Origin of the sequence: Luteimicrobium xylanilyticum (assembly GCF_009429125.1) — a bacterium.
Classification (GTDB): domain Bacteria; phylum Actinomycetota; class Actinomycetes; order Actinomycetales; family Cellulomonadaceae; genus Luteimicrobium; species Luteimicrobium xylanilyticum.
Window position 1 is genome coordinate 51,468 of sequence record NZ_CP045529.1, and the last position, 20,083, is coordinate 71,550.

A 20,083-nucleotide genomic window follows, 5' to 3' on the forward strand; every position below is an offset into this window, starting at 1 on the left:
CTCAGCGGGCCCGCGACTCAGTCGATACGAAGCACCCGCGGTCGCCTCTTAACAGTCGAGTGGGCTGCTTGTTGGTCGGCTCACGTGCGGGGTACGCGGACCGACTTCGCTTGCGCCGTCAAGTTTCACTCCACAGCGATCGCGTTGCACCAAGCTCCCGGCCGGGTGGCCACCGACGTGGGCTCCGCTCGCTATACGCCGGCCACAGGTGGTTCCGACTTCCAGATCGCGATGGTGTGGCGCGAGCCGTGTGATGGGACAGGGTCCGTCGCAGATCCCGTCGCCGTGATTGCGGGTCTCAGGTCCCGAGCTCGCGTTCACGTCGCGCGTGTTCCGCGCGGGCGGCCAGGATCTCTTCGTCGGACGGTTCGACGCCGCCGTTGACTTCGCGCACCCGCTCTCCCCAGGTGTCGGCCGTTTGGGGGACGTACGGCCAACCTGAGGGGTGCTCGAGCTCGTACTGGCGTTCGGCAATCGTGAAGTCCCGAAGGCGGAGTGCCTGGTCGAGCGTGAGGGGTCGGCGCGACAACCTTGCGATCACGACGTCCAGGGGAGGCACGTGTACTCGCTCGGGCGGGTCGACGAGCTCGTTGTCAGGCGGTGGGTAGTCAGCCTGGAGCCAGTTCAGACGACGCAAGAGCTCTCTGGCAACGGCTAGTGGACCTTCGCCGTCGACCTGGCTGGACTCGCACCGGGCGGACTCCACGAGCCGCTCGATCTCAGTGCGGAGCCGCTGGTATCGGACCCTGCGGTAGTGGAACTGCGAACGACAGCGACTCGAGCAGAAGCACGGGGGCCTCCCTGCGACTCCACCCGGATGTTTGCACTCACGTGCGCACCCTGGGTTTCCGCAGGGCTTCGTACGAGGCACGAGCGAGTCGAGTTGGGCGGCATAGCGAACGAGTTCGTCGTCGATCATCAGCGTTGGGATCGCTCTCTGCGCGGCTCCATCCTCAGAAGCTGGTCGTCAGAAACATATCGTTGACGCAGGTCAGGGCAAGAGTTGGCGTGTCTGGCCCCGCATCCACCGACCCGTCGGAGTTCTCCTGTGGATAACTCGGGACTGCTGCACGGATAGGTGACATCCGACGTGTGGTGCCGTGAGGCGCTGCTGGAAGGATGTTCATCGTGCCCGCACCCCACCCCAAGGAGTTCCGCGACGATGTCGTGGCCGTCGCCCGTCGCGGCGAGGCCCCGGTCAAGCAGATCGCGAAGGACTTCGGGATCTGGCGAGTCCTGCCTGCGCAACTGGATGCACGCCGCTGACGTCGAGGACGGCGCCAAGCCCGGCGTGACCGCGTCCGAGTCGGCCGAGCTGCGTGAAGCACGTCGCCGAGTGCGCCTGCTCGAGCAGGAGAACGAGGTCTTGCGCCGGGCTGCGGCGTACTTCGCCCAGGCGCACCTGCCGGGAAAATGAGCTACCCGCTCGTCCGTGAGCTCGCCGGCGACGGGATCCCCGTCGCGGTGACGTGCCGGGTGCTCGACCTCGCTCGCCAGCCCTACTACCGGTGGCTCACCGCGCCCGTGACCGCCCGGGAGATCGAGCAGGCCTACCTCGCCAACGCCCTGTTCGACGCCCACACCGACGACCCGGAGTACGGGTACCGGCTGCTGGTGGACGAGGCCCGGGAGGCCGGGCACGACGCGTGCGACCGAACCATGTGGGCCCGGTGCGCGGAGAACTCGTGGTGGTGCGTGTTCGGCAAGAAGAAGGGCAAGGGCGGCAAGCGGCCCGGACCGCCCTCGCACGACGACCTCGTGAACCGCGACTTCACCGCCGAGACCCCGAACGAGCTGTGGCTGACGGATATCACCGAGCACCCCACAGCCGAGGGCAAGGTCTACCTGTGCGCGATCAAGGACGTGTACTCGAACCGGATCGTGGGCTACTCCATCGACTCGCGGATGAAGTCGTCCCTCGCGGTTCAGGCGCTCGAGAACGCCGTCGCCAGGCGCGCCGTCGGCGGCAGCGAGGTGGCCGGTTGCATCGTCCACAGCGACAGAGGCAGCCAGTTCCGAAGCCGGAAATTCCTGGCCGCGCTGCGCACCCACGACCTGGTCGGATCCATGGGCCAGGTCGCCTCCGCGGGCGACAACGCCGCCATGGAATCGTTCTTCGCGCTCCTGCAGAAGAACGTCCTCGACAGGCGCAGGTGGGCCACCCGCCACGACCTGCGGATCGCGATCATCACCTGGATCGAACGCACCTACCACCGACGCCGCCGACAGCAGCGGCTGGGACGCTTGACCCCGATCGAGTTCGAGACCATCATCACCACTCAGGTCGCACTCGCCGCCTGAGATCACCTGTCACCCGTTCGTGCAGCAGTCCCCTCTGTTCAACGAAATGGTGCGGGGCTTCTAGACGGCTAGGAGTGTCCGATCTAGGTTGGCTGACGGGTCAGTGTTCGTTGGTGAACGAGAAGGGCCACCACCGTCTGCAAACGGTGATGGCCCGGCGGCCCCTGATGCATCTGGTGGGAAGCGAAGAGACCGCGACATCGAGTCTATTGGTATGCCCGGAGCATGCCTAGAACAGTCACCGTGCGGTCCGGAGGGTGGGGCCTTGGGCGCGCGGTGGATGTTTCGGACGGTGGGCGAGGCGACGGCAGCGGTCTGGGACTGGGAGCAAGGACCTCCCGATCCGCGCCGGCTGGTCTCGGTCCGTCGCCCTGCCTCGGATTCGATGTCGCGGCACGTTCCGGTGCGGATGCACAGCTTGAAGCGCCCCAGGTTTGATGCCGCTCCTGTTTGAGTCCAGGAGGATGAGCACATGCCGAAGAAGATCGATCCTGAGCTGAGGGCGCGCGCGGTGCGTCTGGTCAGTGACCATCTCGGGGAGTACCAGAATCTGACGGCGGCCACGATCGCGGTCGCCAAGCAGCTCGGGGTGTCCAGGGAGTCGGTGCGCCGGTGGGTGGCGCAGGCCGCGGTCGACGACGGGGACCGGCCCGGTGTGAGCACCGAGGAGCTCGCCGAGATCCGCAGGCTGAAGGCCGAGAACAAGCGGCTGCGTGAGGCCAACGAGATCTTGAAGGCGGCCTCGATTTTCTTCGCGGGGGAGCTCGACCCCCGAAACCACTGATCGCAGGGTTCGTCGACCAGATGCGCGCCCAGGGGTATGCCGTCGAGCCGATCTTGACCGTGCTGGGAGACCAGGGCGTCAAGGTCGCGGCACGCACCTACCGGGCCTCTGGACCCAGACCGGCCGCGCAGTAGCCACGCGCACGGTCACGGACGCGGTCGTGATGGACACGGTCCGCGACATCGCGTGGAGGACCAACGAGCGCGACGGGGTGCGCAAGATGACCCCGGAGGGTCTGTACGGGCGGCGGAAGATGACCGCCCTGGTGCGCCGGGCACTGCCCTACGCGTCCTTCGGTGCGGTTGACCGTGCGATGCGGGCACTGGGGCTTGCCGGGGTGCGCCGCGACAAGGGTCTGCGGACCACGGTCCCGGCCAAGGACGGCAAGCGTGCCGGTGACCTGCTGGATCGGGACTTCACCGCCCCGTCCCCGAACCACACCTGGGTCACGGACTTCACCTACGTGCGCACGTGGGCCGGATGGACGTATGTCGCGTTCATCGTCGACTGCTACTCCCAGAAGATCGTGTCCTGGCACGCGTCCACCACCAAGCACGTCGACCTCGTGATGACCCCGCTGCGGATCGCGCTGTGGACCCGCGACCGCGAAGGCCACCCCGCCCCGCCCGGGCTGATCCACCACTCCGACGCCGGGTCGCAGTACACCTCCGTGCGCCTGACCGAACACCTCGCCCTCGAAGGCATCCGGCCCTCGATCGGGTCCGTCGGGGACGCGTACGACAACGCGCTCATGGAGACGATCAACGGCCTGTACAAGGCCGAGTGCATCCGCACCACGATCTTCTCGGCCGGCCCCTACAAGACGATCAGCGAGGTCGAGTTCGCGACCGCTGCCTGGGTCGAGTGGTACAACAACCGCCGCCTGCACAGCTCGCTCGGGATGCTGACCCCCACCGAGTACGAGTCCGCCCACTACGCTGCTCTCACCGAGCAGTTCCAACCCGCATAGAAGCGGCATCAAACCTGGGGCGCTTCACGGCGCAACACGCCCGGGATCGAGTCAACTATCCCGGCGTGTCAGACCAATCTGTCCTGCACGTCGACAACACATAACTGTCGACGTGCAGCCAATTTTTACGTATCTAGCAACCTTGTTACCTGCGGGCCCCGAACAACGAGTGCCGCGCTTGAGCCGCAAGCCGCAGCCGCGGTGAGGTCGGGGTACATTCCGTCGCGCGCGTCGAGGCCGAGTGCTGGGTGGGACGATTCCGTCATGGATCTCGGCGAGCTGTGCCAGCTGATGGACGACCTTTCGCGGACGACCTGGGACACCCTTACTGAGGCTTCGGCTCTCGGGGTGCCGCACAACGACGTCACGACCACCGAGACCAACCTGCTCCAGCTCGCCAGATTCGCCCATCGCCCAGCCCCGGGGTGCAGCCTTCGGGTCCGTCCGATCAATCAGAACGAGGAGACCTTGATAGGCGCGGACTTCGAGTTCTGGCTCACTCTCCCGGACGGGGGATACCGCGGCTTCTCGATCCAGGCCAAGAGAGCGACGCAGTCGAGCCGCTACAACGGACAGTTCTGCGCGGGAGCAGGTTTCCCGGACCCGCCCGCGGTGCAGATGTACGGCTGCGCCGTCGTTCACACGGCAGTGGTGAAGGGGCTCGGCGACGACCGAGGACCGCGGCCTCTGGGAGGAGTGGGCGTACGCCGGCCCCTGGGGAGGTCCGGTGGCCGGGCAGCTACCCGACTACGTGGATGCGGCCCTCGCAGGTGAGATGGTTGCGGGCCCAGGGCTCCCGGGAGCAGTCGTTCTGATCGACGAACCCGCGGCCTGACCTCGCGCGGCTGGCGCTTGAGGTGGACGAGTGCCGGGTGCTCGGGCTCGCGCTGCTGCCGGCCGGAGTCGCGCTCTACGTGGCGGGCACGTCGCCCGGCCGGGCCATGAAGGTCACGGCTAGGGCGTGTCTCCAATGTCTGCGGTGAGGCTCGCGGCACGATTGGCGGGTGAGTTCGTCGCGGTTCGAGTCGTTGACCGATGCGCAGTGGGCGCGGATCGGCCCGTTGCTGCCCTCGAACGTCGGGAAGCGGGGTCGCCCGCTCGCGGACAGTCGGATGGTGGTGGACGGGATCATCTACCGGTACCGGGCCGGGGTGCCGTGGCGGGACGTGCCGCGTGAGCAGTTCGGGCCGTGGAAGACGGTGTGGAAGCGGTACCGCCGGTATACGAAGGACGGGACCTGGGACAAGGTGCTGCAGGCCCTGCTCGCTGATGCCGATGGGCGGGGTCTGATCGACTGGACGGTGTCGGTGGACGCCACGATCGCCCGCGCGCACCAGCACGCCACGAACACCACGCGCCCCGAGCAGGACACGGGGGGCCACGTCGAATCACACGCCCGTCCCTGACGGGTTCGTCCACAGCCCGCTCGGCGGGGCCCGTGAACCCGCAGGTCACGGGATCGGGCGGTCCCGGGGCGGGTTGACCACGAAGACCCATGTCGCGGTCGACGGCGGCGGGCTGCCGCTGGCCGCGGTCGTGACCGGCGGGCAACGCAACGACGGGGCGATGCTCGCGGCGGTCCTCGCGGACATCCGGGTCCCACGGTCGGGTCCGGGCCGTCCGCGCACCCGACCGGACGCCGTGATCGCTGACCGGGCCCACACCTCCGGGGTCAACCGGCGCATGCTCGCCGGTCGTGGCGTCAGAGCCGTGATCCCGCAGAAGCGGGACGAGATCGCCGCCCGCAAACGCAAGGGCTCGGCGGGCGGGCGCCCGCCCGGCCTCGATGCCGAGACCTACAAGGGCCGCAACGTCGTCGAACGCCACTTCAACCACATCAAGCAGTGGCGCGGTATCGCGACCCGCTACGACAAGCTCGCGATCACCTACCGCGCCGCCTGGGTCCTGGGCGCATGCCTGGCCTGGTCACGCATTTAGGAGACACACCCTAGGCGGCGGCCCGGTCAGGCCGCGTTGATGGTGCTGACCAGGGAGTCGAGCGCCGTGTACGCGGCCTCGCGGCGCTCGATTCGTGTCATCAGCGCGCACTCGCGGTACACGGCCGCGCCGTCGTAGAGGCCGGCACGAGCGAGACGGCGGAACTCCAGGCTCGCCGGCCCCGGCTCGTGGTCGTACAGCGCGCTCGCCGGCAGCCCGCCGAAGACGCGGTCGATCGTGATGCACGCGAGCTCGACGAGCCGGGCCGTGGACGCGGAGTCGTCCAACAGCTCGTGCATGAAGACCGTCTGGCACGGGTAGCACCGGTCCACCGTCGCGCCGATCAGTGCGCCCAGGAGCGCACTGTTGACAGGACACACCGGCGTATCAAGGACGGACGGCGCTAGCCCCGGCACGTGCGCGTGACCGCTCATGAAACGCATTGCATCACCAGCCACCAACGCGAAGCTCACGCGCTATGTCTCGGACATGGCGAGGGTGAGCGCGGCCGGTCGAGGGTCGCATCCGTATCAGCACCCCAGCGAACCCGTCCGGCGGCGCCGGCGAGAACGATAGGTGCGGACTCAACCGGCCGTGGAATCATCGTCATCGTGACCAGTCAGGAATAGAGCGGGGCCTCACCCAATGAGGCCCCGCTCTACTGTGCATCGCGTACACGAAATAAGTTTCGACGGTCAGTTGGATTGCGATGGATCGTCGAGGCGGTGGCCTCGTGGACCACTGTAGAGGTCGTCCTCCTCGTCCCGCCCGGCTTCATCTTTCGGTGCGAGAACCTGGATGACGACCGCTGCGGCGATAAGTGACGCCCCTAGCGGGTTGAGGGTCAATCTTGCGATCGACACCACTGCATTCACAAAATCCGCTCCGCTGGCCGGATCCTGATCAGCGCGGTTCAGGAACCACACCGTGACCGAAGTGGTGTAGCCCACGAGGATTGAGCCCAGGACCAGGGCTGCAATAGCCCACCATATGCACTTCTTCGCGACTGGATGCAACTTTCCTACCTCGCCGGTCACGGCCAGAAATGTCCCACGACAGCGCTAAGCGACGTGCCCTTAGCCATGAATGTGGCGGTGCCGTACGTGTTTCCCCACGGAACAGCGCCGCCACCGTTTGAGCCGTCGGAAGCGACACCGAGACCATAGAACTTCGACCACGTGCCGAAGTCGCTCCCATTGTACCCGCGGTAGAACCCGAGGCCTTAACCCGCCGCTTCCTGGTTGGTGCTCTCCGTCACGTTGAAGACGTAGTTAATCTTCGTCGAGTCGGTTCCCCCAAGGAAATTGACGCCGTGGTATTGCTTGCTCCACACGTTATAGATTGTGGCATAGCTGTGACCGCCCGATGCGGCGGGAAGCAGTGTGTTTGGTGAGGCCCACGAAGGCAGCGCCGACTGAGTAGTGGCCGACTTGGCATCAGGGATTGCAACCCCGCTGTCCGCCGTTGCCTTTCCAGCGGCAACAGCTGCACGTTGCTGCGCGAGCTGCTGCTTCACCTGCTGCAGACTCACACCACCGGGCAGGCTGCCGTCGGCGTTGGCGATCACTACGGTCGTATCGTCCGAGATCTCGCCAGTCGGGTAGAACGTTTCTCCCGCGTGGTCGCCGGTTCCAGCTTCCGGATACGCGACGACGACGCTGGGGTCACTCGGTGACGGGTCAGCGGTCGTTGAGCCGACCGCCTGACTTGCTCCTGCGGTCACCAGCATCGACGCAGACGCTGCGAACACTGTGCTCACAACCTTCAATATTGCTCTCATTCGATCCCCTCATTCCAACGACGATTCATCTTTGAACTACGTGTGGGCATGCGACGAGTCTCCTGTTCTCGCGTTCGTTCAACCTACAGCACCGTTGCGGGTTGTCAACTGTTCGCACAGTCCACCAAACCATCTGCCTGCCCCGCCCCCCAGGGGAAGTTGGGTCCCTCAGAGGTCGCGAAAGATCGACGGGAGCCTGGTGGCGAGCCGACAATTGAGGTTATGACACCATATGCTCGTTTTGCGAGGAATGGCTACGCGTCAAAGCCTCGCACGACGGGGATCAAGGGTGTGTCTCCTAAAAAATGCGTGACCAGGCCAGGCATGCGCCCAGGACCCAGGCGGCGCGGTAGGTGATCGCGAGCTTGTCGTAGCGGGTCGCGATACCGCGCCACTGCTTGATGTGGTTGAAGTGGCGTTCGACGACGTTGCGGCCCTTGTAGGTCTCGGCATCGAGGCCGGGCGGGCGCCCGCCCGCCGAGCCCTTGCGTTTGCGGGCGGCGATCTCGTCCCGCTTCTGCGGGATCACGGCTCTGACGCCACGACCGGCGAGCATGCGCCGGTTGACCCCGGAGGTGTGGGCCCGGTCAGCGATCACGGCGTCCGGTCGGGTGCGCGGACGGCCCGGACCCGACCGTGGGACCCGGATGTCCGCGAGGACCGCCGCGAGCATCGCCCCGTCGTTGCGTTGCCCGCCGGTCACGACCGCGGCCAGCGGCAGCCCGCCGCCGTCGACCGCGACATGGGTCTTCGTGGTCAACCCGCCCCGGGACCGCCCGATCCCGTGACCTGCGGGTTCACGGGCCCCGCCGAGCGGGCTGTGGACGAACCCGTCAGGGACGGGCGTGTGATTCGACGTGGCCCCCCGTGTCCTGCTCGGGGCGCGTGGTGTTCGTGGCGTGCTGGTGCGCGCGGGCGATCGTGGCGTCCACCGACACCGTCCAGTCGATCAGACCCCGCCCATCGGCATCAGCGAGCAGGGCCTGCAGCACCTTGTCCCAGGTCCCGTCCTTCGTATACCGGCGGTACCGCTTCCACACCGTCTTCCACGGCCCGAACTGCTCACGCGGCACGTCCCGCCACGGCACCCCGGCCCGGTACCGGTAGATGATCCCGTCCACCACCATCCGACTGTCCGCGAGCGGGCGACCCCGCTTCCCGACGTTCGAGGGCAGCAACGGGCCGATCCGCGCCCACTGCGCATCGGTCAACGACTCGAACCGCGACGAACTCACCCGCCAATCGTGCCGCGAGCCTCACCGCAGACATTGGAGACACGCCCTAGTCCGAGCGCCCCCGGTGTACTTGACGAACGACGGTTGGCCAGAGCCAGAGCCAGAGCCAGAGCCTGGGCCGCGGGCCTTCGCGCAATGCGCGGGGCCTAGTGATGTGTCCCAGCTGCGCCCGTTTCTGATCCGGCGGCGCGTTGTTGTGCCTCGAGGATCTCGGGGACGTGAGTCTCGGCCCATTCGCGGACTGCGCTCAGAGGCACCTGGAGTGAGTGCCCGAGCTTTGTCAGCGCGTACTCGACGTGGCGCGGGTTGCCTCCGCGATCGGTGCGGAGAACGAGGCCGTCCGTCTCCAGTGCGCGCAGGGTCTCGGTGAGGACCTTCGGGGTGATTCCCTCGATGTGGTGCTTGAGCTCGGTGAAGCGCATCGGGCCGCCCCGATCGGCGAGCGCGGTGATCACGAAGATCGTCCATCTCGCGCCTATGCGGTGGAGCACGGTGCGGCTCGGACAACTCGCCGCCATCACGTCGTAGGCCTTGCTCATCGTGTCCCTCAGCCGGTTTCGTTGAAGTAACCAGTATCCAAACCATACCGTGAGCGGTGTGCGGCGACAGGCCTGTCGCTGGACCTGGAGCGAGTGACGGAGAGAGCAGATGGGCATGGACCTGACGGGACAGCGGGTGCTGGTGGTTGGCGGGTCGAAGTACCTCGGCGAGGCCGTGGCGCGGAAGGCGGCCGAAGCCGGCGCCTCGGTCGTGGTCGGTGCGCGGGCCCTTGATCAGGCGCGTGCGGCCGCCGACACCCTGGCGGACGCGACCGCGATCCGCATCGACGTCACCGACGAGGCGAGCATCGCCGCGGCCGCCGCCGACCTCGGGTCGGTAGACCACGTCGTCATCACGGCGTCCGCGCACCACAACGTTCCCGTCACCGACCTCGACAAGAGTGAGACCGTCGCGGCTTTCGACGCGAAGGTGATCGGTCCGCTGCTCGTGGCCAAGCACTTCGCACCCCGGATGCCACCGACCGGGTCGATCGTGCTGTTCTCAGGCGTAGCCGCCTGGTCGCCGGCACCGCCGTTCACGGTCATGGGTGTCACCAACGGTGCCGTCTCGTTCCTCGCTACCCACCTCGCCCACGAGCTGGCGCCGATCCGTGTCAACGCGATCTCCCCAGGCATCGTCGACTCCGGCACATGGGACGCGCTGGGCGACGAGGCAAAGAAGAATCTCCTTGCCGACGCTGCGAAGTCGAACCTCGCAGGACGCGCCGGCACACGTGAGGACATTGCCGACGCCGCGCTCTGGCTGATCGGCGCCGGCTTCGTCTCGGGAGAGACGATCCACGTCGAAGGTGGGGCGCGGTACGCCTGACCGGCGTCGTCACCGCGGCGCCTACTCAGCGGCGAGCGCCGCCGCGAGCTGAGACCGCCGCGTGGCACCGAGCTTGGTGACCGCCCGGTGCAGGTGCGCCTGGACGGTGCGGTGCGAGAAGTAGATCTGGTCCGCGATCTCCTTGTTCGACAAGCCCTGGGCGGCCGGGCAGACGACGAAAAGTGCGCGCGCGATGCGACCCGGTGCGGCTCGCGTGCGAGGTCCCGGCGGTCACCCTGGCCCGAGGGACTCACGACCTGACGGTCACCATCGCGAAGTGGGACCGGTGGGGTCTCGGTCACTCCTCGATCGCCGCGGCGAGGGACCGCAGGTGCTGGCGGAACGTGACGCCGTCGGCCCGGGCTGCCAGGTAGTCGGCGAACCGGGTCTGCTCGCGCAGGCTCGTCCCGTCGGCCATCCGAGCAGCCTGGGCCAGCTCGGTGTCGCGGATCCGGGCGGCGGCCTCCGCCACCTCGCTGGCGCGGCCGAGCGGGACGAAGATCGCGCCGTCGTCGTCGGCGACGACGAGGTCCTCGGCGGTCACGGTGTGCGCGCCCACCTGCGCGACGTCGAGCGCGTCGGCGGGCTGAGGAGTGAGCCGCTCCGGGCCGTTCGGGTACGCGCCCTCGCTGAGCACCGGCAGGCCGATCGACCGGAGCTGGGCCGTGTCCCGGTGGAGACCCCAGATCACGATGCCCTCCAGGCCGGCCCGCGCGACCTCGAGCGCAACGAGGTCACCCACGCACGCCTCGTCCTCGCGTCCCTGGTTGTCGACGACGAGCACGTCCCCCGGGTCGGATCGTTCGAGGGCCTCGAGGAAGACGTCGACGCTGCCGCAGTGCTGGGTCGGCCTGACGCGCCCGGCGACGTGGACGCCCGACCAGAGCGGGCGGACGCGCGCCGGGGCGCAGCGGACGGGGATCCGCAGGCGCAGGCACGCGTCGGCGAGGTGCGGGGTGCTGAGGTCGACGAAGGTCGTCTGCAGGGTCGCTGCGTCCATACGGAGATCCTGGCACGTCGCCTGGCCTGGGACGATGGGGCGGTGAACGACTCGGTCGTCCCCGTCCCCGTCCCCGCCGAGCGCCCCGCCCCGCGCGTCGTCCTCGTCTGCGGGCCGGCGGGTGCGGGCAAGACGACGCACGCCCGCTCGCTCGAGGCGGCCGGCTACGTGCGGCTGTCGTTCGACGAGGAGGCGTGGCGGCTCGGGCATCGCGACCACCCGCTCGACCCCGACGTCGCGGCGGTGGTGCACGCCGACCTGCAGCGCCGGCTCGTCGAGCGCGTGCGCGCGGGGGACGCCGTCGTCGTCGACACGTCGTTCTGGTCGCGCGACTCGCGCGACGTCTACCGCCGCGTCCTTGCTCCCGAGGGCGTCGTGCCCGTCGTGCACTACCTGGCCACGCCGCGCGACGTCGTGCTGGCGCGGCTCGCGAACCGGCGGCACTCGTCCGGGAACGACGTCGTCGTCCCGCGTGAGCGGGCGCTCGCGTACCTCGACGGCTTTCAGGTCCCGACGCCGGAGGAGGGGCCGCTCGTCGTCGTCGACGGCTCTCAGAGCAGGAACGAGCCGGCCACGTAGCCGACGAGGACCGTCCCGACGCCCACCGTGAGCGCCCGGGTGACGACGCGCGGGAACGACAGGTGCCCGGACCGCCACGCCACCACGGACGTCAGGCCGAGCGACAGGACGACGGCCGCGAGGATCGCCCAGGCTTCGATCCTCCCGGGCACGAGGGTCGTGACGAGCAGCGGGACGAGCGCCCCGACGAGGAACGACAGGGCCGCCAGCGCGCCGGCGCGCACGGTCGACGCGACGTACGGGATCGACGCGATCCCGTGCTCGGACTCGAGCTGGGCGGCGAGCGCGTCCTTGGCGCTGAGCTGTCGGGCGACCTCGAGCGCCAACGCCGGCGTCAGGCCCTTGCGCTCCCAGTAGGCGGCGAGCTCGGCGATCTCGTCGTCGGGGTTGGCGGCGAGCTGCGCGGCCTCCTCGGCGGCGAGCACGAGCTGGGCGTCGCGTTCCGCGGCCTCCTCGGCCCAGCGGGCACCACCGATGCTGAGCGACCCGGCGATCGTGGCCGCCGACGCCGCGAGCAGCAGGACCGAGTCCGACGCCCCGGCACCGGCGAAGCCCTCGAGGAGACCGGCGGTCGCGACGATCCCGTCGTTCGCGTCCACGACGAACGCCCGCAGGGTCGCGGCGTCCACGGACCAGGCCCGCCTTGGTGCCCGACCGTCCTGCGTCGTCGTCCCGTCCACGCTCGCCTCCGCTGCGCGCTGATCGCCGCAGTGTGGCACGGCGCGCCGGGGCGTGCCCGGCGGAGTGCCGTGCGTCAGAGGGTGGTCAGGCGCTCGATGAGCTCGTCCGCCATGGCGAGCTTGCGGGCGAGGTCGGCCCGACGTTCCGTGGCCGACGCGACGTACTCCTGCAGCCGTGTCCGGAGGGTCTCGTCGTCGTCGCCGGCCTCGAGCCGGTCGGTGACGTCGAGGAGCCCGGCCATCTCCTCGAGGCTGAAGCCGAGCGGCTTCATGCGCCGGATCAGCAGGAGCCGTTCGACGTCCCGCTCGGTGTAGAGCCGGAACCCGCCCTCGGTGCGCGCGGACGGGCGCAGGAGCCCCACCTCGTCGTAGTGGCGCAGCGTGCGCAACGACAGGCCGGTGCGCTCGGCCACCGTGCCGATGTGCATCGTCGTGGGGGAGTCCATGCCTGCCAGTCTCTCGCGTCGCCGGGGTGCCGCGGCCAACCCTACCCTCACGTCAGGGTAGAGTTGCCACACGTGCCCACCCCCCTGAATCCCGCGCCCTCTGCTCCGGCCGCCGACGACGTCCCTGCCGTCCCGGCCGCCCCCGGGCCACCCGAGGTCGACGCCGCCTGGTCGGTTCGCACCGCGCTGCGGTCGCCCCGCCGGCTCCGCACCGAGGTGCTGGCCGGCCTCGTCGTCGCCCTGGCACTCATCCCGGAGGCGATCGCGTTCTCGATCGTCGCGGGCGTGGACCCGCGCGTCGGGCTGTTCGCGTCGTTCACGATGGCCGTGACCATCGCGTTCGTCGGGGGCCGCCCGGCGATGATCTCCGCGGCCACCGGGTCCGTCGCGCTCGTGACTGCGCCGCTCGTGCGTGAGCACGGCCTCGACTACCTGATCGCGACCGTGATCCTCGCCGGCGTCGTCCAGGTCGCCCTCGGCCTCGTCGGCGCGGCGAGGCTCATGCGGTTCATCCCGCGGTCGGTGATGGTCGGCTTCGTCAACGCGCTCGCGATCCTCATCTTCCTCGCTCAGCTCACGCACCTCCTGCACGTGCCGTGGGCGGTGTACCCGATGGTCGCCGTCGGGATCGCCCTCATCGTGCTGGTGCCACGATGGACCAAGGTCGTCCCCGCGCCCCTCGTGGCGATCGTCCTGCTGACCGCGGTGACGCTCGCGGCGTCGATCGACGTGCCGACGGTCGGCGACGAGGGCGCGCTGCCCGACTCGCTGCCGTCGCTCGTGGTGCCGCACGTGCCGTTCACCTTCGAGACGCTGCGGATCATCGCCCCGTACGCGATCGGGATGGCGCTCGTCGCGCTGCTCGAGTCGCTCCTGACCGCGAAGCTCGTCGACGACGTCACCGACACCCCGTCGAACAAGACCCGCGAGTCCTGGGGCCAGGGGGTCGCGAACATCGTCACCGGCCTCTTCGGCGGACAGGGCGGGTGCGCCATGATCGGCCAGACCATGATCAACGTGAAGGTCTCCGGAGCTCGGACCCGGATCTCGACCTTCCTCGCCGGCGTGTTCCTGCTGGTCCTCGTGGTCGGGCTCGGCGACGTCGTCGCACGGATCCCCATGGCGGCCCTCGTCGCCGTCATGGTCATGGTGTCCGTGGGGACGTTCGACTGGCACTCGATCCGCCTCTCGACCCTGCGCCGCATGCCCCGGTCGGAGACCCTCGTCATGGTGCTCACGGTCGCCGTGACCGTGGCGACGTCGAACCTCGCGTACGGCGTCGTCGTGGGTGTGCTCGCGGCGATGGTGCTGTTCGCGCGCCGCGTCGCGCACCTGACGGCCGTCACCCGCACCGACCACGGCGACGACGCCGACCGTCGCGAGTACAAGGTGACGGGCGAGCTGTTCTTCGCGTCGTCCAACGACCTCGTGCACCAGTTCGACTACGACGCCGACCCCGCCCACGTCGTCGTCGACCTGTCCGACGCACACGTGTGGGACGCGTCCACCGTGGCTACGCTCGACGCCGTCCGCACGAAGTACGAGGCCAAGGGCAAGACGCTGGAGATCGTCGGGATGAACGACGACTCGGCCGCCCGGCACGAGCGCCTGTCGGGCAACCTGGTGGGCGCAGGGGAGGGGTAGCGATGACGGTCGCGCGCTCGGTGGTCCTGTTCGTCGTCGCCGCGCTGTTCGAGATCGGCGGCGCGTGGCTCGTGTGGCAGGGCCTGCGGGAGCACCGTGGCTGGGCGTGGGTGGGGGCGGGCGTGATCGCGCTCGGCCTCTACGGCTGTGTCGCGACGCTCCAGCCCGACGCGAGCTTCGGCCGCATCCTCGCCGCGTACGGCGGCATCTTCGTCGCCGGCTCGCTCGCGTGGGCGATGGTCGTGGACGGCTACCGGCCGGACCGGTGGGACGTCGTCGGGGCGCTGATCTGCCTCGCGGGGGCCGCCGTCATCATGTACGCGCCACGGGGTTCGTGAGCCCGCGCCCGTGTACGGTCGGCGCGTGACCTTCTACCCCGACGGCGAGGTGCGGATCCCGCACGAGAAGAGCCCGGTCCCGCCGGCCGCGGCGCCGGACGACCCGGGAGCAGCGGCGCGCCGGTTCTCCAGGCTCATGTTCCGCACGGCCCTGATCAACGGCGTGATCCTCGTCGCGGCCGTCCTCCTGGCCTACGTCTTCCCTGTGTCCGACGACGAGAACGTCGCGCTCGGGATCGTGATCGTCGCCGCGGTGGTGTGCGCGGCCCACATGTCCTGGGTGGTCCTGGGCGAGACGCGCCGTCGGGCACGCGCGTTCCAGGCCACGAAGACGGGCCTGTACCCGGGCTGAGCCGGATCCCGGTGGCGTCTCACGGGTGCAGGCGTGCGCCCTTGAGGATCTTGTCGACGGCGTTCCTGGGCCCGTGGACGCCGAGCCCCACGAGGTCCAGCTCCGCGCCGGGCACGGCCTCGACGACGGCACGGTTCGCCGCGTCGTGCCCGGTCGAGAACATGTCGCGCGTGTAGACGGCGACGGCGAGTCCCCACGTGGCTGCCCGAGGGCTTCACCCTGCACTGGTACACCGACGCGTGGAGCCAGTTCGGGCTGTCGTCGGTGCTGCTCGTGACGATCGAGGTGGCCGTCGTCGTGATCGCGCTGTCGGTGCTGATCGGGGTGCCGGCGTCGTACGCGCTCGCGCGGCGCGACTTCCCGGGCAAGCGGTTCCTGCTGGTGCTGTTCGTTCTGCCGATCCTCGTCCCGCCCATCACCTACGGCATCCCGGGGATCCGGGCCAACCAGTCGGTCGACGCCATGGCGACGATCTACACGGGCTCGATGCTCGTGCTGCTGATCGTGGCGCTGCGGTTCGTCAACCCGACCCAGCTCGGGACCCGGGTGGGGGACGACGGGGCGTGAGCCGGGCCGTCAGTGGGCGAGGAGCTTGAGCGCGACCACGACGACCCCCAGCAGCACCAGGGCGCCGAGCGCCGCGAGCTTCTGCAGGGCCGTGAGGCCGGTCCGTCGGACGCCGATCCAGCCGACGACGCCGAGGGTCGCCGTGAGCACGGCGGCCGCGGCGGTCAGCGCACCCGTCACGCTCCAGGCGCCTGCCCCGGCGAGGCCGATCAGCACCAGCGGCACCACGACGGAGCCGAGGGCGCCGAAGCTGACGCGGAGCATCAGGCGGAGCTCGGAGCGGGCCGGCAGGGTGCCGTGCACCGCGAGGTGGGAGATCAGGTCGGCGGCGAACGCGGCCGCGACGGTGCCCAGCGCCGTCACGACGAGGGTGCCGGCGGCCCGTCCCGCGTCGAGGTGGGCGGCGTGCGTGTTGAGCGTGAGGACCACGGCGAGGCTCACGAAGGCGACGTAGACGCGCTCGCGCAGCCGTTCTGCGGTGCCCTCGGGGAGTGCGTCGTGAGGCGCGCCCTGGGCCCGCTCGCTCGCGTCGGCGCTCATGCGTCCGCCCGCCGGGCTCGGAGGTCGCGGACGAACGACTCGGCCTCGGCGTGCGGGTGGCCGCCCGCCCGCCCGGTCAGCACCCGGTAGAACGTGGGCCCGACGAGGCGCGCGGCCGCGTCGTCGGGCGAGGTGTCCCCGAGCAGGTCGCCCAGGGACCGCGCGACGACGACGCGCGCGCTGTCGCCGAGGATGTCGTGCGTCCGGAGCAGCTCGGCGACCGCGGCGTCGTGCTGGGCCTCGCCGACGAGCGCCCGGTATCCCGCCCCCGTCCCGGACTCGGCGAGGAACCGCTCGAGCGCCTCGAGGTAGGCGGCGACGTCGTCGACGGGGTCGTCGCGGTGGGGGACGGTGAGCTCCTCGCGGGCGTCGTCGGCCGTGGCCTCGAGCAGGATCTCGGCCTTGGTGGACCACCAGCGGTACACGGTCTGGCGCGAGACGCCGGCCCGTTCGGCGACGTTCTTCATGGTCATGGCCGCGTAGCCGACCTCGAGCAGGAGGTCGTCGACGGCGTGCAGGACGGCGGTGCGCGCCTCTTCGCTGCGCGGGCGTCCGCCGGGGCTCGTGCGCGCGTGCTCGTCGTTCACCCCTGCAGCCTACCTGGACACCGTGTCTCGTTTCCTGCTAGCGTCGGTTTCTGGACACCATGACTAGAAACTAGGCAGGCCCGTCCGGGCCGGAGGGGACCACACCCATGCGTGCTGTCGTCGCACGAGCCAGCGGCCGGATCGGCCCACCCGTCGAGCGCACGGCGCTCCCGCGCCCTGCACGCGAGCGCGCCGTGCTGGCCTGCGTCTGCGCGTGCACGATCCTCGTGGTCGGGTTCGTCGCGTCCGTGAACCTCGCAGTGCCCGGACTCGCGGCGAGCACGCTCCACCCGACCGCGGCCGAGCTGCTGTGGATCGTCGACGCCTACGTCGTCCTGTTCGCGTGCCTGGTCATCCCGGCCGGGGCTCTCGGCGACCGCGCTGGTCGCAAGGGCGTGCTGCTCGCGGGGCTGGGCCTGTTCGCCGTCGGGGCCGCGACGTCCGCGGTGGCAGGCGACGTCGGGCTGGTCCTCGTGGGCCGCGTCGTCACGGGCGTCGGCGCCGCGTGCGTGCTGCCGAACGCGCTGGCCGTGCTCGTGCACGCCGTCCCGCCCGAGCGTCGACCGCGTGCGCTGGCCGTCTGGGCCGCCATGTCGGGGCTCGGCGGCCTGGTCGGCAACGTCGGCGGCGGAGCCGTGCTCACCGTCGGGTCGTGGCGCCGGCTGTTCGCCGCGGTCGTGCCCGTCGGGCTCGCCTGCGCGCTCTGGGTCGCGCGCGTCGCACCCCGCAGCCCACGGCACGAGCGCCCGCTCGATCCCGCCGGCACCGCCCTCCTCACGCTCGCCTCGGTCGCGCTGTTCGTCGGGATCATCCAGGGCCCCGAAGCAGGCTGGGGCGGCCCGCTGGTCGTCGGGGCGTTCGTCGCGTCCGCCGTCCTGCTCGCGGTCTGGGTCGCCGTCGAGCTCCGGGTCGAGCAGCCGCTGCTCGACCCCCGCCTGTTCGCCGCGCCGCGCCTGCGCGCCGCCTGCCTCGGGATGCTCATCGTCTTCTTCGGGATGTTCGGGCTGTTCTTCGTCAACGCCTCGCTGCTGCAGTACGTCCATGGGCTCTCCGTGCTCCAGGCCGGCCTCGGCGTCGTCCCGCTCAGCCTTCCGCTGCTCCTCGGTACGCGGTTCGGGGAGCGCATGGTCCTCGCAGTGGCCTTCCTGCTCGTGAGCGTGGGCCTCGGTGGGCTCGCCACCGCCGTCGACGGCGCGTACATCGCCTATGCCGGCTGGCTCGTCGTCGTCGGGGCGGGGGCGACGCTCGCCCTCCCGACGCTCACGACCGCGATCACGGAGTCCCTCCCGCGGGACCGGGCCGGCGTCGCGGGCGGCCTGCAGGCGACCACCCGGGAGCTGGGCAGCGCGCTCGGCGTCGCCGTGATCGGGACGCTCCTGACGTCCGGGTTCGTCCAGCACCTCTCGCGGAGCGCCGGTCAGGGTCGCGGGGACGTGCCGCGCACGGTCGCCGAAGCGCTCGCGGGCGCCCCGCGCCGGCACGACGCCGTCCTCGCGGCCTACGCCTCCGGCGCCTGCTCGGCCCTGCGGATCGTGGCGGTCGTCGTGCTCGTCGCGGGCGCGCTCACCATCGTGGAGATGGCGCTCGCCGCCCGACGACGGCGCTGACCCCAGGCCCGACCCCGCCGTCATGCCTCCTGCGGGGGCAGGTCGATCGCCGCGAGGACCCGCGCGTCGAGGACGGACGTGACCTCGACGATCCGGTCCTCAACGACCGTGCAGGCCATGAGCCCGAGCGGCTTGCCCGTCGGACCCCAGGTCATGATCCCGGGCTCGCCGTCGACGAGCACCCGCCGCCCCGTGACCCGCGCATCCCTCCCGCGCACCGCCTGTCGCGCGAGCTCGGTGGAGCCCAGACGGACCGTGGTCCCGTGCGAGGTGTGCGTCGTCCAGACGACGTCCGGGTCGAGCACGCGCAGCAGCGCCTCGAAGTCGCCTGCACGGGACGCCGCGAGGAACGCGTCGACGACCGCGCGCTGCCGTCGTCGGTCGGACGGGTGCGGCGTGCCCTGGACCTTGCGCCGTGCCCGGCTCGCGAGCATCTTCGTCGCGTCGGTGGACTTGTCGAGGACCGAGGCGATCTCGTCGAACGGCACCGCGAACATGTCGTGCAGGACGAACGCCAGCCGCTCGTCGGGCCGCAGCGTGTCGAGCACGACGAGCAGCGCGAGCCCCACCGAGTCGGCGAGCGCAGCGTCCTCGGCGGGGTCGTCGTCGTCCTCGGTCACCACGAGCTCGGGGAGGTCCGCGGTGCCGCTCTCGGGGTGCGTCCGGCGCGCGCGGAGCGCGTCGACGCAGATCCGCCCGACGACGGTCGTGAGCCAACCCGCCAGGTTGTCGATCGTGCCCGCGTCCTGGCGGCTGAGCCGCAGCCACGCCTCCTGGACGGCGTCCTCGGCGTCGGCGCGCGAGCCGAGCATGCGGTGCGCGACCGCGACCAGCCGGCTCCGCTCCCGCTCGAACGCCTCCACGACCGTCCCGCCGTGCGACCTGCCCTGGTCCACGTCAGTTACCTTCCCTCACTCGGTGCCGTCGTGGGGGATGACGGGCCCGTGGGGGCCGAGGTAACCGAGAGGGAGGACGAGATGGACGTGGCGGTGTGGGTCGTGACCGGGGTGCTGGCCACGGTGTTCGCGTTCGCCGGGGCCAACAAGATCGTGATGGCGCGGGACAAGCTCCTCGCAGCGCCCGGTGGAGGCTGGGTGGGGGACTTCGACCAGGGCTTCGTCAAGACGCTCGGCGGGCTCGAGGTCCTCGGGGCGGTCGGCCTCGTGCTTCCGGGGCTCGTCGGCGTGGCCACGTCGCTGGTCCCCGCGGCCGCCGTCGGGCTCGGGCTCGTGATGGTCGGGGCCGCGATCGTAGAGGTGCGCCGGGGCGAGCCGGCGCACGCGCTCCTCAACCTGCTCTACCTGGCGCTCGCGGTGTTCGTCGTGTGGGGCCGGCTGGGGCCGGCCCCCCTCGGCTGAGGCGGCGGG

Annotated in this window: 22 protein-coding genes and 3 pseudogenes; 11 read left to right on the forward strand and 14 right to left on the reverse strand. The window is 70.3% G+C overall.

Annotated features, from left to right (window positions below):
* Positions 1-298: 298 nt before the first annotated feature.
* Positions 299-706 (reverse strand): hypothetical protein, encoded by a 408-nt coding sequence (locus KDY119_RS00180; RefSeq protein ID WP_148284338.1) that lies wholly within the window; start codon positions 704-706, stop codon positions 299-301.
* Positions 707-1,128: 422 nt separating this feature from the next.
* On the opposite strand from KDY119_RS00180, the pseudogene KDY119_RS00185 reads away from it, so the two are divergent.
* From KDY119_RS00185 to KDY119_RS00195, 3 genes and pseudogenes are all read left to right on the forward strand, one after another.
* Positions 1,129-2,301, forward strand: a pseudogene (locus KDY119_RS00185) (IS3 family transposase).
* A gap of 472 nt (positions 2,302-2,773) precedes the next feature.
* Positions 2,774-4,055: pseudogene (locus KDY119_RS00190) on the forward strand (IS3 family transposase).
* A gap of 1,004 nt (positions 4,056-5,059) precedes the next feature.
* A protein-coding gene (locus tag KDY119_RS00195; RefSeq protein WP_194174284.1) for an IS5 family transposase occupies positions 5,060-5,993 on the forward strand; the annotation gives its coding sequence in 2 pieces (ribosomal slippage) (positions 5,060-5,428 and positions 5,430-5,993; 933 coding nt in all).
* 26 nt (positions 5,994-6,019) lie between these two features.
* Here the strand turns inward: KDY119_RS00195 and KDY119_RS00200 are convergent.
* The 5 genes from KDY119_RS00200 to KDY119_RS00220 all read right to left on the reverse strand — a co-directional run bounded on the left by KDY119_RS00200 (position 6,020) and on the right by KDY119_RS00220 (position 9,547).
* Positions 6,020-6,292 carry a hypothetical protein gene (locus KDY119_RS00200; RefSeq protein WP_153021782.1) on the reverse strand — a complete coding sequence of 91 codons (273 nt, stop codon included), beginning with the start codon at positions 6,290-6,292 and terminating at the stop codon, positions 6,020-6,022.
* Between the two features lie 396 nt (positions 6,293-6,688).
* Positions 6,689-7,030: a hypothetical protein gene (locus KDY119_RS00205; RefSeq protein ID WP_148284337.1), complete on the reverse strand. Its 342-nt coding sequence runs from the start codon at positions 7,028-7,030 to the stop codon at positions 6,689-6,691.
* Between the two features lie 185 nt (positions 7,031-7,215).
* Positions 7,216-7,752, reverse strand: a complete 537-nt coding sequence (locus tag KDY119_RS00210; RefSeq protein WP_148284336.1) for a hypothetical protein — start codon at positions 7,750-7,752, stop codon at positions 7,216-7,218.
* A 319-nt stretch (positions 7,753-8,071) separates the two neighbouring features.
* Positions 8,072-9,008 (reverse strand): IS5 family transposase gene (locus KDY119_RS00215; protein ID WP_194174289.1). Its coding sequence is split into 2 segments (ribosomal slippage): positions 8,072-8,638 and positions 8,640-9,008, totalling 936 coding nucleotides; the frame shifts between segments, so codons are not numbered across the junction.
* Positions 9,009-9,154: 146 nt separating this feature from the next.
* Positions 9,155-9,547, reverse strand: a complete 393-nt coding sequence (locus tag KDY119_RS00220; RefSeq protein WP_036955224.1) for a winged helix-turn-helix transcriptional regulator — start codon at positions 9,545-9,547, stop codon at positions 9,155-9,157.
* Positions 9,548-9,662: 115 nt separating this feature from the next.
* On the opposite strand from KDY119_RS00220, the gene KDY119_RS00225 reads away from it, so the two are divergent.
* Positions 9,663-10,376 (forward strand): SDR family oxidoreductase, encoded by a 714-nt coding sequence (locus KDY119_RS00225; RefSeq protein WP_227994447.1) that lies wholly within the window; start codon positions 9,663-9,665, stop codon positions 10,374-10,376.
* 21 nt (positions 10,377-10,397) lie between these two features.
* Here the strand turns inward: KDY119_RS00225 and KDY119_RS00230 are convergent, their stop codons facing one another.
* The gene (locus KDY119_RS00230; RefSeq protein WP_194174291.1) at positions 10,398-10,529 is read right to left on the reverse strand and encodes a LuxR C-terminal-related transcriptional regulator; all 132 of its coding nucleotides are present in this window, start codon (positions 10,527-10,529) and stop codon (positions 10,398-10,400) included.
* A 145-nt stretch (positions 10,530-10,674) separates the two neighbouring features.
* Entirely contained in the window at positions 10,675-11,376 is a 702-nt protein-coding gene (locus KDY119_RS00235; protein ID WP_036955219.1) for an RraA family protein, read from the reverse strand.
* 42 nt (positions 11,377-11,418) lie between these two features.
* Here KDY119_RS00235 and KDY119_RS00240 point away from each other — a divergent pair, with 42 nt between their 5' ends.
* Positions 11,419-11,955 carry an AAA family ATPase gene (locus KDY119_RS00240; protein WP_036955216.1) on the forward strand — a complete coding sequence of 179 codons (537 nt, stop codon included), beginning with the start codon at positions 11,419-11,421 and terminating at the stop codon, positions 11,953-11,955.
* On the opposite strand, the gene KDY119_RS00245 is transcribed toward KDY119_RS00240, so the two are convergent.
* Both KDY119_RS00245 and KDY119_RS00250 read right to left on the reverse strand, forming a co-directional pair.
* Complete coding sequence (locus KDY119_RS00245; protein ID WP_036955214.1) at positions 11,928-12,635, reverse strand: VIT1/CCC1 transporter family protein; 708 nt, start codon at positions 12,633-12,635, stop codon at positions 11,928-11,930. The two genes, KDY119_RS00240 and KDY119_RS00245, sit on opposite strands and share 28 nt — an antisense overlap.
* A gap of 74 nt (positions 12,636-12,709) precedes the next feature.
* The gene (locus KDY119_RS00250; RefSeq protein ID WP_036955211.1) at positions 12,710-13,081 is read right to left on the reverse strand and encodes a MerR family transcriptional regulator; all 372 of its coding nucleotides are present in this window, start codon (positions 13,079-13,081) and stop codon (positions 12,710-12,712) included.
* 72 nt (positions 13,082-13,153) lie between these two features.
* Between KDY119_RS00250 and KDY119_RS00255 the strand changes: the two genes are divergently transcribed.
* From KDY119_RS00255 to KDY119_RS00265, 3 genes are read left to right on the forward strand one after another with little or no spacing between them, the layout of a single operon-like run.
* A complete protein-coding gene (locus KDY119_RS00255) occupies positions 13,154-14,725 on the forward strand; it encodes a SulP family inorganic anion transporter (protein WP_083891254.1) in 1,572 nt (523 codons plus the stop codon).
* Between the two features lie 2 nt (positions 14,726-14,727).
* Complete coding sequence (locus KDY119_RS00260; protein WP_036955208.1) at positions 14,728-15,063, forward strand: YnfA family protein; 336 nt, start codon at positions 14,728-14,730, stop codon at positions 15,061-15,063.
* 25 nt (positions 15,064-15,088) lie between these two features.
* The gene (locus KDY119_RS00265) at positions 15,089-15,415 is read left to right on the forward strand and encodes a hypothetical protein (protein WP_153021783.1); all 327 of its coding nucleotides are present in this window, start codon (positions 15,089-15,091) and stop codon (positions 15,413-15,415) included.
* A gap of 19 nt (positions 15,416-15,434) precedes the next feature.
* Here KDY119_RS00265 and KDY119_RS00270 read toward each other — a convergent pair.
* Positions 15,435-15,608: pseudogene (locus KDY119_RS00270) on the reverse strand (DUF2000 family protein); the annotation flags it as partial.
* A gap of 80 nt (positions 15,609-15,688) precedes the next feature.
* On the opposite strand from KDY119_RS00270, the gene KDY119_RS00275 reads away from it, so the two are divergent.
* Positions 15,689-15,982: a hypothetical protein gene (locus KDY119_RS00275; protein WP_227994448.1), complete on the forward strand. Its 294-nt coding sequence runs from the start codon at positions 15,689-15,691 to the stop codon at positions 15,980-15,982.
* Between the two features lie 9 nt (positions 15,983-15,991).
* Here the strand turns inward: KDY119_RS00275 and KDY119_RS00280 are convergent, their stop codons facing one another.
* Both KDY119_RS00280 and KDY119_RS00285 read right to left on the reverse strand, forming a co-directional pair.
* On the reverse strand, positions 15,992-16,522 hold the full coding sequence (locus KDY119_RS00280; RefSeq protein WP_051136990.1) for a hypothetical protein: 531 nt from the start codon (positions 16,520-16,522) through the stop codon (positions 15,992-15,994).
* Positions 16,519-17,109: a TetR/AcrR family transcriptional regulator gene (locus KDY119_RS00285; RefSeq protein ID WP_036955203.1), complete on the reverse strand. Its 591-nt coding sequence runs from the start codon at positions 17,107-17,109 to the stop codon at positions 16,519-16,521. The genes KDY119_RS00280 and KDY119_RS00285 overlap by 4 nt, the downstream gene beginning before the upstream one ends.
* 107 nt (positions 17,110-17,216) lie before the next feature.
* On the opposite strand from KDY119_RS00285, the gene KDY119_RS00290 reads away from it, so the two are divergent.
* Entirely contained in the window at positions 17,217-18,716 is a 1,500-nt protein-coding gene (locus tag KDY119_RS00290; protein WP_194174292.1) for an MFS transporter, read from the forward strand.
* A 20-nt stretch (positions 18,717-18,736) separates the two neighbouring features.
* On the opposite strand, the gene KDY119_RS00295 is transcribed toward KDY119_RS00290, so the two are convergent.
* Positions 18,737-19,612 carry a sigma-70 family RNA polymerase sigma factor gene (locus tag KDY119_RS00295; RefSeq protein WP_227994449.1) on the reverse strand — a complete coding sequence of 292 codons (876 nt, stop codon included), beginning with the start codon at positions 19,610-19,612 and terminating at the stop codon, positions 18,737-18,739.
* 81 nt (positions 19,613-19,693) lie between these two features.
* Here KDY119_RS00295 and KDY119_RS00300 point away from each other — a divergent pair, with 81 nt between their 5' ends.
* Positions 19,694-20,074, forward strand: coding sequence for a DoxX family protein (locus tag KDY119_RS00300; RefSeq protein WP_036955201.1), 381 nt, complete (start codon positions 19,694-19,696; stop codon positions 20,072-20,074).
* The last annotated feature ends 9 nt before the right edge of the window (positions 20,075-20,083 follow it).

Coding starts and splice junctions, on each gene's coding strand:
- KDY119_RS00220 (WP_036955224.1), bottom strand. CDS start 9,547: ATGAGCAAGGCCTACGACGTGATGGCGGCGAGTTGTCCGAGCCGCACC.
- KDY119_RS00290 (WP_194174292.1), top strand. CDS start 17,217: ATGCGTGCTGTCGTCGCACGAGCCAGCGGCCGGATCGGCCCACCCGTC.
- KDY119_RS00280 (WP_051136990.1), bottom strand. CDS start 16,522: ATGAGCGCCGACGCGAGCGAGCGGGCCCAGGGCGCGCCTCACGACGCA.
- KDY119_RS00260 (WP_036955208.1), top strand. CDS start 14,728: ATGACGGTCGCGCGCTCGGTGGTCCTGTTCGTCGTCGCCGCGCTGTTC.
- KDY119_RS00235 (WP_036955219.1), bottom strand. CDS start 11,376: ATGGACGCAGCGACCCTGCAGACGACCTTCGTCGACCTCAGCACCCCG.
- KDY119_RS00200 (WP_153021782.1), bottom strand. CDS start 6,292: ATGCACGAGCTGTTGGACGACTCCGCGTCCACGGCCCGGCTCGTCGAG.
- KDY119_RS00225 (WP_227994447.1), top strand. CDS start 9,663: ATGGACCTGACGGGACAGCGGGTGCTGGTGGTTGGCGGGTCGAAGTAC.
- KDY119_RS00250 (WP_036955211.1), bottom strand. CDS start 13,081: ATGGACTCCCCCACGACGATGCACATCGGCACGGTGGCCGAGCGCACC.
- KDY119_RS00300 (WP_036955201.1), top strand. CDS start 19,694: ATGGACGTGGCGGTGTGGGTCGTGACCGGGGTGCTGGCCACGGTGTTC.